The following is a 14,578-nucleotide window of genomic DNA, read 5'->3' as shown; positions in this document are numbered from 1 at the left end:
GGAGACCGCGAGCGCCCCGCACCCTCCGAGCCGCCGCCCGTCGACGGGTCGGTTCCGAACATCGTCGTTCGAACGGAAGAGAGCACTGATGAGCACGCACGCAGAAGCGGTCGTCACGAGGCGCCCGAGACCGCACCCGGGAGCCCGCGCCGTCGCGGCCCTCCTCGGGGCCGCCCTGGTCCTCACGGGCTGGGCACCCGTCGCCGCAGCGGCCGACGGCGGGCTCCCCGCCCCGGTCCTGGACCTGCGCTTCGAGGGTGACCTGGCCGACGCCTCGTCGGCGGCGCACCCGGTCACGGTCAAGGGGCACGCGGGATCGACGACGACCAACCTGGGTTGGGTCCCGGGGGTCGCCGAGGGTTCGCAGGCCGTCGAGCTGGGAGGCAGCACGTTCCTCGACCTGGGCGCGTCGACCGACCTGCAGCCCGAGGACCTGACGCTGTCGTTCTGGCTGCGCCCCAGCGGGAAGATGACCGGTGAGCAGGTCGTGAGCTGGAACAAGGGCGCGTACAACTCGGACGGCTGGTACCTGTCCTCCGAGTCGGACACGTCGCCGCTCGCGCTGTCGGTCGGCCCGGCGTCGGGCCAGCCCTACAAGGTCCGGGTGGCCTCGGCGGACCGTGCGTCGTTCCTCCCCGCGGACGAGTGGACGCACCTCGTGGTCACGTACGACGCGGCGACCAAGGACGTGGCCTTCTACCGCAACGGTGAGCAGGTCCCGGCGACCGTCGCGAGCCCGATCGGCTCGGGTGGCGCGACCGGCGTCCTGGGCTCGTCGCCCACGCTGCCCAAGACCATCGGGTTCAACGGCCCGTCCTACAACGGCTCCTACCTGCGGGCGGGGCTCGACGAGTACCGCCTGTACGACGGCGTCGCGTCGCTCGCCGACGTCGTCGGGCTCTACGAGGAGTCCGGCCGGGTGATCGACCGCGAGGCCGTCGCGCAGGCGGACGCCGACGGGCTCACGCTGCCCGAGCGGGTCACGGTCGCGCTGATCCTGTCGGCCAAGGGCTCGCGCGGCTCGGCCGTCACCTGGGCGTCGTCAGCCCCGGACGTCGTCGCGACCGACGGCACCGTGAACCGGCCCGCCGAGGGTGAGGACGACGCCGAGGTCACGCTCACCGCGACCGCACGCTACTTCGACGGCAAGCCCGTCACGCGCGAGTTCCACGTGGTCGTCCCGGCGCTGGTGTCGATGGACCCGCTCGAGAACAGCGGCCTGCCCACGGTCCTGCTGTCGGACGACTTCCTGAACAACGCCGCGTCCAAGGAGCAGGACTACCTCCTGAGCCTGAGCTCGGAGAAGTTCCTCTACGAGTTCTACAAGGTCGCCGGCCTGGAGCCCACGACCCCGCAGGGCTACGGCGGCTGGGAGCGCAGCGACGCGGTGAACTTCCGCGGCCACGCGTTCGGGCACTACATGTCGGCCCTCGCGATGTCGTACTCGGGCACGCCCGACGGTGCGACCAGGGACGCGCTGTCGGCCGAGATCGTCGCGGCCGTCGACGGCCTCGAGCGGGTGCAGGACGCCTACGGGGCGTCCCACCCGGGCAGCGCGGGCTACGTCTCGGCGTTCCGTGAGAGCGTCCTGGACCAGGTGCAGGGCACCGGGCCCTCCGACGAGAACGTGATCGTGCCCTGGTACAACCTGCACAAGGTGCTGGCGGGCCTGCTGGACGTCGCGGAGTACGTCGACGGGCCCACGGGGGACAAGGCGCGCGAGGTCGCGACCGGGTTCGGCCTGTACGTGTCCGGCCGGGTCGCGAAGCTCCCGAGCACCGACGTGCTGCTGCGCACCGAGTACGGCGGCATGAACGAGGCGCTCTACGAGCTGTTCGACCTCACCGGCGACGTCCGCATCAAGGACGCCGCCGAGGCCTTCGACGAGGTGACGCTCTTCCGGCAGCTCGCGTCGGGCCAGGACGTCCTGGCGGGCAAGCACGCCAACACGACGATCCCCAAGCTCATCGGTGCGCTCAAGCGCTACACGGTGTTCACGCAGAACCCCGAGTACTACGACCTGCTGACCCCGCAGGAGAAGGAGGAGCTGCCGATGTACCTCGCGGCGGCCGAGAACTTCTTCGACATCGTGGTCGATCACCACACGTACGTGACCGGCGCCAACAGCCAGTCGGAGCACTTCCACGCGGCCGACTCGTTGTTCGACCGGGCCGCGAACCAGGGGACGCACGCCAACGCGGAGACGTCCGAGACCTGCAACGAGTACAACATGCTCAAGCTGTCGCGCGAGCTCTTCCGGCTGAGCAAGGACGTGCGGTACGCGGACTACTACGAGAACACGTTCATCAACACGATCCTCGCCTCGCAGAACCCCGAGACGGGCACCACGACGTACTTCAACCCCATGGCGCCCGGGTACCACAAGGTGTTCAACCTGCCCTTCACCGAGTTCTGGTGCTGCACCGGGACCGGCATGGAGAACTTCTCCAAGCTGGGCGACTCGATCTACTTCACGGGGCAGGGATCGGTCTACGTCAACATGTTCTTCAGCTCGACGTTCGAGCACGCGGAGCAGAACCTGGTGCTGACCCAGTCCGCGAACCTCCCCAACGAGGACACGGTCCGGTTCACGGTCGGTGCGCTCGACGGCGGAGCGGTCGCCGAGGGCACCACGCTGCGCCTTCGCGTGCCCGACTGGATCGCGGGCGAGCCGGCCGTGACCGTCAACGGCGCCACGGTCACCCCGACCGTCTCGCGCGGCTACGTGGTCCTGGCCGACGTCCGGGCCGGTGACGAGATCGCGTACACGATGCCGCTCGACGTCACGCTGCACAGCACGGCCGACAACGAGAGCTTCGTGGCCTTCAAGTACGGTCCCGTGGTGCTCAGCGCGGGGCTCGGCACGCGGGACCAGGGCGGCTCGGTGGGTACCGGGATCCTGGTGCGCATCTCGACGTTCGACCCGGACGCGCAGACGACCATCACCACGGAGGGAATGGACGCGGCCACGTGGAAGGAGCATCTCGCGGAGAACGTCGTGCGCATCGAGGACTCGGCCGCGGGCGACGTGCAGTTCGCGCTGAAGAACACCTCGGACGCGGGGGACCTGGTGTACGCCCCGCACACCTCGCGCTGGAACGAGCGCTACGGCATCTACATGAACCTCGAGGAGCCCGACGGCCAGGCCGCGCAGGACCGGATCCTGCGGGCCAAGCAGGAGGAACGTGCGAAGGACCTGACGATCGACAGCCTCACGAGCTTCGACAACAACAACTTCGAGAACGCGAAGAACCTGCGCTCGAGCTCGTCGGGCGTCGGGGTCTTCGCGGGGCGCCAGTACCGTGACGCCCAGGCGGGCGGGTGGTTCAGCTACGACCTGGAGATCGACCCGGGCTCGGACAAGAACTACCTGGGTGCGACGTTCTACTCGGGCGACCGCGGGCGCAGCTTCGACGTGTTCGTCGACGACGTGCGGCTCAAGACCGTCACCGTGACCGACAAGGCGGAGAACAAGGACGAGCAGGGCTTCTACGTCGACTCGACCGAGATCCCGGCCCGGTTCCTCGAGCTCGGCCCGGACACCCGCTACAAGAAGGACAGCAGCGGGAACCTCGTCCTGGGCGAGGACGGTCAGAAGATCCCCGTCGTCACGGTCCGCTTCCAGTCGACGGGCGGGCTCGTGGGCGGGTTGTTCGGGGTCAGGACGGTCCGCTCGGCGGTGTTCGACAGCACCCCGGAGCTCTCGGCACTCTCGTTCGACACGGGCGTCCTCGCCCCGGAGTTCTCGCCCGCGCACGCGAGCTACGAGCTCCGGGTCGCGCCGGGGACGACCGCGGTCACGCTCGACGCCGACCCGCACGTGGCGAGCGGCCTGGTCAGGGTCGACGGGATTCTCGTCGACGACACGATCGGGCGCCGGGTCGCGCTCGCCCCTGACGGCGGTCCGACGGCGGTCGAGATCACGGCGGTCGCGCAGGACCACACGACGTCGACGACCTACACGGTGACGATCGTCGCGGCCGACGCCCCGGCCGAGACCGTCGAGATCGCCGTCGACGTCACGCCCCGCTGCGTCGCGGGCAAGGTCCAGCTCGCGGTGCGGGCCGTCAACGGTGAGGCCGTGCCGGTCGACATGAAGATCACGACGGCGTCGGGCGTGAAGTCCTTCACCGGGGTGGCGCCGGGCAAGAGCGCGTCCCAGACGTTCGCCGTGCGGGCCTCGAGCCTGGCCGCGGGCAGCGTGACGGTGTCCGCGAGCGCGGTCCTCGACGGTGCTCCGGTGACGAGCGTGGTCGAGGTCGAGCACGACGCGCTCACCTGCGGCTGACAGGTCGCCGGGCCGGTGCGGCCGGGACGTGCTCCCGGCCGCACGGGCCTCTCGTCGGGCCTCTCGTGGGAGCGCTGCCCGGCGAGAGGCCCGACGGCGTGTCCCCGGCTCCCGTCCGGAAGGTCGGGAGCCGGGAGCCCGCGTTCGCCGGCGTACGTGCCCGGGCGGTCAGGACGCGGGGGAGGTGCCCGGGGTCGGGTCCTGCGCCGCCGGCTCCTGCTCCTGGCCTGCTGCCTGCGAGGTTGCCTGCGCCAGCACCTGCCCGGAGGCGGCGTGCCGGCGGGTCGGCCACCAGAACGCACGTCCCTCGAGCGCGGACAGCGCCGGGACCAGCAGCGGGGCCATGAGGAACGCCGCGACGACGATTCCCACCGCGACCCCGAACCCGAGCTCGGCGAGGTTCGCGATGCCCGTGAGCATGAGCGAGGCGAACGTGCACGCGAGGATGATCCCTGCCGCCGAGGCCGTGGGCGCGTCGTGCGTGATCGCGAGGCGCGCGGCCTCGCGCGGGCTCGCCCCGGCGCGGTACTCCTCGTGCATGCGCGCGGCGATCAGGATGTTGTAGTCCGTGCCGATCGCGACGACGAACAGGTACAGCACGATCGGGATCGAGAAGTCGATGCCCGCATAGCCCAGCGCGTGCAGGTAGAGCAGGACGACCGCGCCCAGCGTCGCGGTGAACGTCAGGGCCACGCACACGAGCAGGTTGACGGCCCCCAGGAGCGCGGTCAGGAGCAGGCCGAGGATCACCACGATGATGACGGCGGCGATCGGGAACACGCGCCCGGTGTCGGCGCGGAGCTGGTCGCGCACGTCGACGAACGCGGACGTCTGCCCGCCCACGTACACCTCGGCCCCCGGCACCGACCCGTGCGCGGCGTCGCGCAACGGGCCCTCGACGGTCGCCATGGCGGCGTCGGAGTACGGGTCGTCCGCGAGCACCACGGTCACCAGCGCGGCCGTGCCGTCGGTCGTGACCGTGGGTGGGGCGACGCTCGAGACGCCGGGGACCGCGGCGAGGTTCGTCGCGAGCGTGGTCAGGGCGGTCGGGTCGAGGGGTGCCGAGCCCACGACGTAGACCTGCGTGGGGCTCAGCGCCCCGGCGGGGAACGAGGCATCGAGCGTCGCGTACGCCTGGCGCGAGGCGGTGCTCGCGGGGAGCTCGTCGAGCGTGTCGTAGGTCGCCTGGTAGCCCGAGGCGAACAGCGTCAGGACCACCAGCACCACCCCGACGCCGAGCGCGGGGACGAGCGGGCGGCGCGCCGTGAAGGACCCCACCGCGGCGAACGGGCTGCGCGCGGGCTCGTGCCCGGGGCCGAGCGGCCAGAACAAGGACCGGCCGAGCAGCGCGAACAGCGCGGGGATCAGGGTCAGGGCGGTGAGGAGCATGACGGCCACGGCCACGATCAGCCCCGGCGCCAGCGTGCTCAGCGACTCGAGCCGCGCGAACAGCAGCGCCGCGAACGCGCCGATCACGGTCAGCGCCGACGACGCCACGACGCGGCCCACGACGCCCACCGAGACCTCGAGCGCCTCGCGGTGCGACTCGCCCCGGCGCAGGTGCTCGCGGTAGCGGAACAGGACGAACACGATGTAGTCGGTGCCGATCCCGAACAGGACCACGACGAGGATGGGCTGCAGGGTGTCGCTCACCTGGAAGTCGAGCAGGTCGGCCAGCAGGGCCGTGAGACCAGTGACGACCGAGAGCACGACGCCGATCACCACGATCGGGATCACCGCGATCAGGGGGCTGCGGAAGACGAGGCCCAGGAGCAGCACGATGAGCAGCACGGTCGCGATCGTGATGGTCCGCTCGGCGCTCGCGTAGGCCGTGGTCGTGTCGACCTGGATCGCGGCGTTGCCCGTGAGCGCGCTCGTGAGCCCGCTCCCCGCGAGGGCCTCGTCCGACGCGGTCCGCAGCGCGGGGACGGCGTCGTCGACCGCCTCGTCGCCCGGCTGGCCGTCGAACGCGACCGAGAGCGCCGCGGTGAGCCCGTCCGGCGAGAGCGACTGCGGGGTCTCCTGGACCGAGACCACGCCCGGGATCGCGTCGGACTGCAGGGTGGTCGCGAGCGCCGCGACGGTGCCCTGGTCTGTGGTGGTCAGCGCCGCGCCGTCGTCGCGGACGACGACCAGGCTGCCGGTCGCCCCCGACTGGGCCGGGAAGTTCTCGTCGCCGGCGTCCTGCGCCTCGACCGACTCGAACCTGCTCGGCAGGAACGACTGCTGGTTGCCCGTGGTGTAGTCGTCGAGGCTCGGCGCGAACGCGATGACGGCGGCGGCCAGGACGATCCAGGTACCGATGACGCGCCACGGGTGGGCGATCACCGTCCGAGCGATGCTGCCGAACATGGGCGCGCCTTCCCCTCGGGAGGTCCCGGGTACTCGACCTTCCCAGGGTGGCACCGGCCGAGGGGCCCGACAACCGGGGAGACCGGGGGACGGCCCCGCCGGTGCTGCGGGTCAGGGCCCGCCGGGGCCCTCGAGCAGCGCCGCACGGATCGCCTCGACGCCGATCCGCACCTCGTCGAAGCGCGTGGACAGCGGGGACAGGCCGAGCCGCAGCCCGTCGGGTCGACGGAAGTCCGGGATGATCCCCTGCTCCCAGAGCCGGGGGAGCACGTGCTCGAACCGGGCGTGGTCGATCGTCACGTGGCTGCCGCGCCGGTCCGCGTCGCGGGGCGAGGCGACCGTGACCCCGAGCGGGACCAGCAGCTCGTCCACGAGGCCGAGCGCGAGCCCGGTGAGCCGGACCGACTTGGCCCGGACCTCGTCCATCCCGGCGTCGGCGAGCAGGTCGAGCATGTCCTGCATCGCGAGCATCCCCACGACCGCGGGCGTCCCGCTGAGGAACCGGCGGACCCCCTCGTGCGGTGCGTACTCGGGACCCATCTCGAACGGGGCGGCGCTGCCCATCCAGCCCTGGATCGGCTGGGTCAGCGTCGCCTGCAGGTCCGAGCGGACGAAGCCGAACGCGGGCGAGCCGGGGCCGCCGTTGAGGTACTTGTAGGTGCAGCCCGCTGCGAGGTCCACGTCCCACGCGTCGAGCTCGACCGGGACCGACCCCGCCGAGTGGCACAGGTCCCACAGCACGAGCGCGCCGGCGTCGTGGGCGAGACGCGTGATCGTCGGGGCGTCGGCGAGATGTCCGGAGCGGTAGGCGACGTGGCTGAGGACCACGAGCGCCGTCCGGGGCCCGACGGCGTCCGCGACCTGCTCGGCGGTCACGCCGCCGTCGTGCGCCGGTGAGATCCAGCGCAGGGTCGCGCCCCGCTCGGCCGCGACGCCCTGCAGCACGAAGCGGTCGGTGGGGAAGTTCCCGCTGTCGAGCACGATCTCGGTCCGGCCCGGGCGGGCGTCGAGCGCGGCGCGCACGAGCTTGTAGAGGATCACGGTCGTCGAGTCGCCCACGAACGTCTGGCCGGGCGCCGCGCCCAGCACGGTCGCCCCGATCCTGTCGCCGACGCTCAGCGGCAGCTCGTACCAGGACTCGTCCCAGCCGCGGATGAGGCGCGCTCCCCAGTGCTCGGTCGCGAAGCGGGCCAGACGGTCGGCACTCGCGCGCGTGGGGCGCCCGAGCGAGTTGCCGTCGAGATAGGCCACGACGTCGTCGGACGCCACGAACGCGTCCGTGAAGCGCGCGAGCGGGTCGGCGTCGTCGAGGAGGGCCGCGCGCTGGGCGGGCGAGCCCGTGCGGGAGGTCACGGGAGCGGGGGAGTCGGTCACGGGTGGGCCTTTCCGAGGGGTTCGGGCGGAGGGGGCGGCGAGCCGACCAGGTCGGAGGTCGTGAGGACCACGGCGCTCGCGAGCCATGCGGCGACGGCCGCGGGTGGTGCGTCCGGGTCGGGCCGGGGGCCGGGCACGTAGGTGGTCGACGTCGCGACGGGCGTCGACGTCAGGGCGCGCAGCAGGTCGTCGGCCGCGAGGCCCGCGGCACCCAGCGCGCACAGCTCGCGCGGATCGACCCCCGCCGGGAGCGGCCCGTTACCCTGATCGGTGCCGTAGACGACCGTCCCGCCGGCCGCGGCGAACCGCGACAGGTTGTCGAGCGCGACGTCCTGCTCGCGGGTCGGGCTCTCCCAGCCGTGGATGTCGAGCGTGCTGATCCACTGCTGCGCGCGCGCCATGGCAGCGACCAGGTCGTCGGGCAGGCGTTCGGTGAACGGTGCGTGGGCCAGCCGGTCGACGCGGGCCTCGTGGGCGCGGCGGGCCTGTCCCGCGCCCTCGACGTGCGCGACGACGGGTCGGCCCCTCGCGTGCGCGTGGGCGACGATCGCGTCGAGGGTCTCGTCGTCGAGGACGGGACCCGCTGCCGGGTGCAGCACCACCTTGAGGAAGGACGCCCCGGCCGCGACCTGACGGTCGACCGCAGACACGGCGGGCGCGGGGCCCGCGACCTCCTCGACCGCACCGCAAGGGGCCCAGGACCTGTCCGAGGGATACCCGCCCGGTGCCGTGAGGAAGGCCCCCGCGTAGCGGACGACGGGCAGGCCCGGCGTCCGGGCCAGCTCCGCGAGCACGTCCGGGTTCCCGCCCAGGTCGTCGACCGCGGCCAGCCCGCCCCGGCGCAAGGCCGCGGGGTCGACCAGGGCCAGGTGGACGTGCGCGTCGGTCAGCCCCGGGAGCACCGTGCCCGGCAGGTGGCGGCCCGGCGCCGGGTCCGCACCCGTCGCGGGCCGGACGCCGCGCTCGGTGGCGACGAGCGCCGTCGGGCCCGACCATCCCGCGCCCCGCTCCCAGCGGGCGTCGACCGAGAACCCGACGGCGCTCGCGGTGCTGTCGGCTCCGCCGGACCCCGCGCGGCCGCCCGTCACCGCGGGCCGATCTCGGTGCGGACCGCGAAGAGCTCGGGGAAGAACGTCAGGTCGAGGGCCTTCTCGAGGAAGCCCACGCCGCTCGACCCTCCCGTGCCGCGCTTGGTGCCGATGATGCGCAGCACGGTCTTCATGTGCCGGAAGCGCCAGAGCTGGAAGTTGTCCTCGAGGTCGACGAGCTCCTCGCAGCTCTCGTAGGCGAGCCAGTCGGCCTCGGGGTCCTCGTAGATCGCGCGGAAGGTCTCGACGAGGTCCTCGTCCAGGGAGTGCGCCTGCGTGACGTCCCGCTCGAGGACCCTGGCGGGCACGTCGTGCCCGTGGCGCGCGAGGTAGCGCAGGAACTCGTCGTAGACGCTCGTCTCGTGCAGGAGCCGCTCGAGCAGGTCGTGCGCGGCCGGGTCCGAGGCGAACACCGTCAGCATGCGTGCGTTCTTGTTGCCCAGCAGGAACTCGACCGCGCGGTACTGGTGGGACTGGAACCCCGACGAGCTGCCCAGGAAGCCCCGGAACTGCGCGTACTCGCTCGGGGTGAGCGTCGCGAGGACCGACCACTGCTCGGTCAGCGTGCGCTGGACGTGCTTGACCCGGGCGATGCGCTTGAGCGCGGACTGCAGGTCGTCGGCCGCGATGAGCTCGCGCGCCGACGCCAGCTCGTGCAGGACCAGCTTGAGCCACAGCTCGGTCGTCTGGTGCTGGACGATGAAGAGCATCTCGTCGTGGTGGACGGGCGCGCTGACCGGGACCTGGGCGTCCAGGAGCGTGTCCAGGTGCAGGTAGGTGCCGTAGGTCATGCGGTCGCGCAGGTCGGTCACGATGCTCGGCTCGAGGGGTCGCTCGTTGCTGGACGACGGCGTTGTCATGAGTTCGAGGGTAGGGCGCTCGCGGCGACCGCGTCAGGGTTTCGTGAGCGTGCGGTGCCGACGTAGGGTCGCCGGGTGGCGAGCGGAACCGGGCGGTCGACGAGCATCGAGGTCTCGTTCCTCGACGACCTCGCGGGCGACGCCCGCTCGCGGGCCGGTCTGCTGCGCGCCCTGCGGGACGTCACGGGTGCTCCCGGGCAGGACGTGTTCTCGGCGTCCGCCGACCAGATCCTGACGCTCGCCGAGGCGGACGCCGACCGGTACGTGCTGGTCGTCCGGCGCGAGGGCCAGGTCGCGGGGGTCGGGGTCCTGCACCCGGGCGGCGCGTCCGGCGAGATGCTCGACCGGCTCGACGGCGTCCGTCCGCAGGACGTCGTGGTGTTCCGGGGCTTCCTCGTCGACCGGCACCATCAGGGGGTCGGGGTCGGGTCCTCGGTGGCCGCCTCTCTGCCGGCGCTCGTGGCTCGTCTGGCCGAGCGGCTCGGCCGGGAACCGTTCGCGTCGGTCGTCCTCGTCGTCGATGCGGACAACGCCGCCGGGCTGCGTGCGTACTCTCGTGCGGGGTTCGTCGACCGCGGCGCGTACGTCGACGCGAACGGCAGGACGCAGCACGTCATGGCCCTCGCCGTCGCCTAGCCCGCGTCGGGTCTCCGGCGTCGCCGTCGGGCGTCCGGCTCCGCCGGGACGGGGCGAGCGCGGAGTGACGGTGCTCACGCACGGGCGGTTCGCGGCGCGCGACCGGTACGCCTGTCCTAGCCTGCGACCAGGGTCGAGGAGACGCCGTAGGACAGGTGACGGGAGAGCCTCATGACGCGAGCAGTGGTGACAGGGGTCGGCGCGGTGACACCGCTGTCGTCGACGGCGCCGGAGACGTGGGACGCGTTGCTGCGCGGCGAGCAGGGGGTCCGGGCGGTGGACGACGCCTGGGCACGCGAGCTGCCGGTCCGCATCGCGGCACGGGTGGACGACGCGTTCGCCGACCAGCTCGGCGTGCGGATCAGACGCCGGACCGACCGGGCCGAGCAGCTCGCGCTCGTCGCGGGCCGGGAGGCCTGGGCCGACGCGGGCAGCCCCGAGGTCGACCCCACGCGTCTCGCGGTGGCGGTGGGATCGGCCAACGGCGGGATCGCCACGACGCTCGAGCAGAGCCGTGTGCTCGAGACACAGGGGCACCGACGGGTCTCGCCGCACGCGGTGACGATGCTCATGGCCAACGGACCCGCGGCCTGGCTCTCGATCGACCTGGGCGCCCGGGCCGGCGCGCGTGCGCCCGTCAGCGCGTGCGCTGCGGGGGTCGAGGCGATCGTCATGGGGCGCGAGATGATCCTCGCGGGCACGGCCGACGTGGTCGTGTGCGGGGGAGTGGAAGCCGGAGTCCAGGCGTTCTCGATCGCCGCGTTCGCCCAGGCCCGGGCGATGTCGACGCGCAACGACGAGCCGGGGCGGGCCTCGCGCCCGTTCGACGTCGCGCGCGACGGGTTCGTCATGGGCGAGGGGGCGTCCGTCGTCGTCCTGGAGAGCGAGGAGCACGCGCGAGCGCGCGGCGCGCGGATCCTGGGCGCGGTCTCGGGGGCCGCGCTCACGTCGGACGCGTTCGACATCGTGGGCGGCGACCCGGACAACCAGGCGCGCACGATCTCGCTCGCGCTGCGCTCGGCGGGCCTGGCGCCCGGCGACCTCGGCCTGGTGCACGCGCACGCCACGTCGACGCCTGTGGGCGACCTCAACGAGGCGGCCGCGCTGCGGGCTGCGCTGGGCGAGCCCCCGCCCGTGACCTCGACCAAGGGGGCCACGGGGCACCTGCTGGGCGCCTCGGGGTCGCTCGGGGTCGTCGCCGCGCTGCTCGCGCTGCGCGACGGGCTCGTCCCTCCCACGCTCAACGTCGACGAGCTGGACCCGGCGATCGACCTCGACGTGGTGCGAGGGGCGGCACGCCCGACGACGGCGCGCCACGCCCTGGTCGACGCGTTCGGGTTCGGCGGGCACAGCGCGAGCGTCGTGGTCTCGCGCGACTGAGCCGTCGGCGCACGGCGCACGGCGGGCCCAGGTCGCCACGACACGCGGGCGTGCGTCCGGCACGCGCTCTCGTGGGCTAGGTGCGGCGATCGCCGCTCCGCGGGGTGGCGAGGGCCGCGCCGACGAGCTGGGCGAGGGTCACGGCGATGACGCGCTGGTCGACGTCGGGGCGCCGCACCCGCGTCGTCGCGTCGAGGAGGAAGCGGCCGTGGACGGTCCCGGCGTGCTCGATCAGCAGCTCGATCCGGTCACCGGTGGGCAGACCGTCGCGCTCGACGTCGACGAGGCTCCCGCCGCTGGTCACGCTGCCGTCCGCGTGCAGCCGCGGGTGGGCGCCACCGGTGGCCGTGTCGAAACGGCACTCGTCGATGTCGAGCGCCTCGACGATCTGTCGCTGGACATGAGTGATCAGGACCGACGGCGGGGTGTCGGCCGCGGCGACCAGACGAGCCGAGGACACGAACCCGGCGAGAAAGCCCACGCGACGGCTCGACCGCGCCTGCTCACGCCGGCCCCACAGGGCGATCTCGGTGACGGACACGCCTACCAGCAGCAGGACGGTCGTCTCGACGTCGGTCCGGTCGGTGATCGTGAGCTGGTGGTACGGCTCGGTGAGGAAGAAGTCGAACCACGCCCCGCTCGACAGGGCCGCGCCGATCCCGGCGGTCCTGCGCCCGGTGGCCGCGGCGCCCACCACGACGAGCACCAGGACCAGAGCGACGTTGGTGTTCGCCACGTCGTCCCGGAACGGTGCGAGCACAGCGCACACCACCAACGGGGCGGCCAGCGCCGCCGTCACCACCAGGGCGGTCCTGCGCGACCTCGTCCTCATCCCTCCATCAACCTGCCGCGGTCCCGTCGATGTCAAGGTGTCTTGACGGGATCCTGACGGGGTCCTGTGCCGGGCGACCGGGCCGGCGCTCGCCGTCGGCGCCCTCGCGGCGCTCTCCTCCAAGCCATGCTCCCTTCCGCACGAGATGCACCGACCGGCCTCAGCCCCGGCGTCCCCTCCGTGTCGTGCCGCGACGCGGCTGTGGTCGCTGACCGCCGGCGCGTGGCGTCGCGGTGGGTTCGGGCGCTGGGGATCCGGTCACCGAGGTCCGAGGCGCCGGTGACCCTTCCTGCCCGCCCGACGGCAGGAGCCGCCCGACCACGAGCTGCTGCCCGAGCCCCCACAGCGAGGACGTGGCCCAGTACAGGACCACTCCCACGGGGAAGCCGACGGCCACCACGGCCGAGACCGCGGGGAGCACGAACGCGAGCACGCCCTGCTGCCGCGCGAGCGGGTTCGTGGGGTCGGCGGGCGGGTTGTCGCGCGCGCTCAGACGCTGGGTCAGGACCTGCGCGGCGTACATGAGGACGATCAGGACGGCGGGGACCAGGACGCCGAGCAGACCGGCGGTGCCGCCCAGCGCGCCGGTCAGCGTCCCGGAGAGCGGGGCGCCGAGGAGCGTCGCGGCGTCGGCCTGGCGGACGAGGTCGCCCGTGAGCGCGCCCACGGGCGTCTGGCGACCGATGCCCGAGAGCACCGAGTACAGCGCGAAGAGGACCGGCGCCTGCACGAGCACGGGCAGGCAGCCGGCGAGCGGGTTCGCCCCGGTGCGGGTCATGAGCTCCTGCTGCTCGCGCCGGGCCGCGTCGCGGCTCGCGGCGTCGGTCCGGCCGCGGTACTTCTCCTGGATGCGGTGGATCTCGGGCGAGGCCAGCCGCATGGCACGCATGCCACGGACCTGGGCCACGACGAGCGGGACGAGCAGCAGCTTGACGACCACGACGAGGCCGACGATCGCGAGGCTCCACCCCGCGCCTCCGGCGGGGTCCAGGCCGAGCGAGGTCAGGGCGCCGTGGAGGTGGACGAGGATCCAGGCGACGACGAGCTGGAGCGGGTGGACGAGCGTGGAGAGGGCATGGGTGAGGGTGTCGAGGACGGGCACGGCGGACTCCTGCGGGACGGAGGGGAGGGGAGCATGGAGCGCCCGCGCCGCGTCCGCAGCACCCGGGCCGCGAACGGCTCAGGACGTCTGGGGGATCAGGCGGTGCGCGGGAGCACGAGGGCTCCCGGTGCCCGCGGCCGTGGCCGTCCGGGGGTCGTCGGGCTCTGCTGGCGCACCGGCGCCGCCAGGGGCACCGGTTCGGCTGCGACAGGGACCGTCAGGAGCAGCAGGACGGCCACGGCGACGGACGCGAGCGCGACCCCGAGGACACCCGCGGTCGCCGCGAGGGTCGCGGCACCGAGCAGGGAGAGCACGGCGCCGAGCGACGTGGTCCCGAGCGAGTGCCCGACGGCGAGCGCCAGCACGAGCACGAGCGGCACCGTCGCGACGGTCCGGGCCGCGGACGCGGTGGTCAGGTGGTCGAAGCGCTCGCGCAGCGCCTGGGCTGTCCGCACGTCTCCACCTCCGACCCTCGTGACCTGGCGGGCACCGTCCCGCGCGTCCGCCCAGACTAGCGCCCTCTCGGGCCGGCGCCGGGCCGTGCGCCCCGGTGCCGGGACGCCCGTGCTCCGATGTCGCGCGGGCCGATCTCGTGCGATGCTCGCACGGACCGGAGCCGCCCGTGGCGCGCAGGGGCCCAGGGGAGCCGGTCCGCTCCAAGATCTG

At 73.2% G+C, this 14,578-nt stretch carries 10 protein-coding genes; 3 read left to right on the top strand and 7 right to left on the bottom strand.

Going from position 1 to position 14,578, the window contains the following annotated elements:
- Positions 1-88 precede the first annotated feature (88 nt).
- Entirely contained in the window at positions 89-4,288 is a 4,200-nt protein-coding gene (locus ACFWGN_RS14240) for a beta-L-arabinofuranosidase domain-containing protein (RefSeq protein WP_377617642.1), read from the top strand.
- Positions 4,289-4,456: 168 nt separating this feature from the next.
- Here the strand turns inward: ACFWGN_RS14240 and ACFWGN_RS14235 are convergent, their stop codons facing one another.
- From ACFWGN_RS14235 to ACFWGN_RS14220, 4 genes are all read right to left on the bottom strand, one after another.
- A complete protein-coding gene (locus ACFWGN_RS14235; protein WP_377617640.1) occupies positions 4,457-6,640 on the bottom strand; it encodes an MMPL family transporter in 2,184 nt (727 codons plus the stop codon).
- Between the two features lie 111 nt (positions 6,641-6,751).
- Positions 6,752-8,014 (bottom strand): kynureninase, encoded by a 1,263-nt coding sequence (locus ACFWGN_RS14230; RefSeq protein WP_377617639.1) that lies wholly within the window; start codon positions 8,012-8,014, stop codon positions 6,752-6,754.
- On the bottom strand, positions 8,011-9,102 hold the full coding sequence (locus ACFWGN_RS14225) for an amidohydrolase (protein WP_377617637.1): 1,092 nt from the start codon (positions 9,100-9,102) through the stop codon (positions 8,011-8,013). Before ACFWGN_RS14225 ends, ACFWGN_RS14230 begins: the two co-directional genes overlap by 4 nt.
- The gene (locus tag ACFWGN_RS14220; RefSeq protein ID WP_056763682.1) at positions 9,099-9,962 is read right to left on the bottom strand and encodes a tryptophan 2,3-dioxygenase; all 864 of its coding nucleotides are present in this window, start codon (positions 9,960-9,962) and stop codon (positions 9,099-9,101) included. The genes ACFWGN_RS14225 and ACFWGN_RS14220 overlap by 4 nt, the downstream gene beginning before the upstream one ends.
- Positions 9,963-10,037: 75 nt before the next feature.
- Between ACFWGN_RS14220 and ACFWGN_RS14215 the strand changes: the two genes are divergently transcribed.
- Together ACFWGN_RS14215 and ACFWGN_RS14210 are read left to right on the top strand one after the other, a co-directional pair.
- On the top strand, positions 10,038-10,598 hold the full coding sequence (locus tag ACFWGN_RS14215) for a GNAT family N-acetyltransferase (RefSeq protein ID WP_377617635.1): 561 nt from the start codon (positions 10,038-10,040) through the stop codon (positions 10,596-10,598).
- 171 nt (positions 10,599-10,769) lie between these two features.
- Positions 10,770-11,978 carry a beta-ketoacyl-[acyl-carrier-protein] synthase family protein gene (locus ACFWGN_RS14210; RefSeq protein WP_377617634.1) on the top strand — a complete coding sequence of 403 codons (1,209 nt, stop codon included), beginning with the start codon at positions 10,770-10,772 and terminating at the stop codon, positions 11,976-11,978.
- Between the two features lie 76 nt (positions 11,979-12,054).
- On the opposite strand, the gene ACFWGN_RS14205 is transcribed toward ACFWGN_RS14210, so the two are convergent.
- From ACFWGN_RS14205 to ACFWGN_RS14195, 3 genes are all read right to left on the bottom strand, one after another.
- Positions 12,055-12,810, bottom strand: coding sequence for a DUF4118 domain-containing protein (locus ACFWGN_RS14205; protein ID WP_377617632.1), 756 nt, complete (start codon positions 12,808-12,810; stop codon positions 12,055-12,057).
- A 160-nt stretch (positions 12,811-12,970) separates the two neighbouring features.
- Entirely contained in the window at positions 12,971-13,912 is a 942-nt protein-coding gene (yidC, locus tag ACFWGN_RS14200) for a membrane protein insertase YidC (protein ID WP_377617630.1), read from the bottom strand.
- A gap of 95 nt (positions 13,913-14,007) precedes the next feature.
- Positions 14,008-14,367 (bottom strand): hypothetical protein, encoded by a 360-nt coding sequence (locus ACFWGN_RS14195; RefSeq protein ID WP_377617629.1) that lies wholly within the window; start codon positions 14,365-14,367, stop codon positions 14,008-14,010.
- Between the last annotated feature and the right edge of the window lie 211 nt (positions 14,368-14,578).

The organism is Oerskovia sp. NPDC060338, from assembly GCF_042726295.1.
In the GTDB taxonomy this organism is placed as follows: domain Bacteria; phylum Actinomycetota; class Actinomycetes; order Actinomycetales; family Cellulomonadaceae; genus Oerskovia; species Oerskovia merdavium.
Note: the sequence above shows the minus strand (reverse complement) of the source record. Positions and strands in the feature narration are given on the sequence as shown.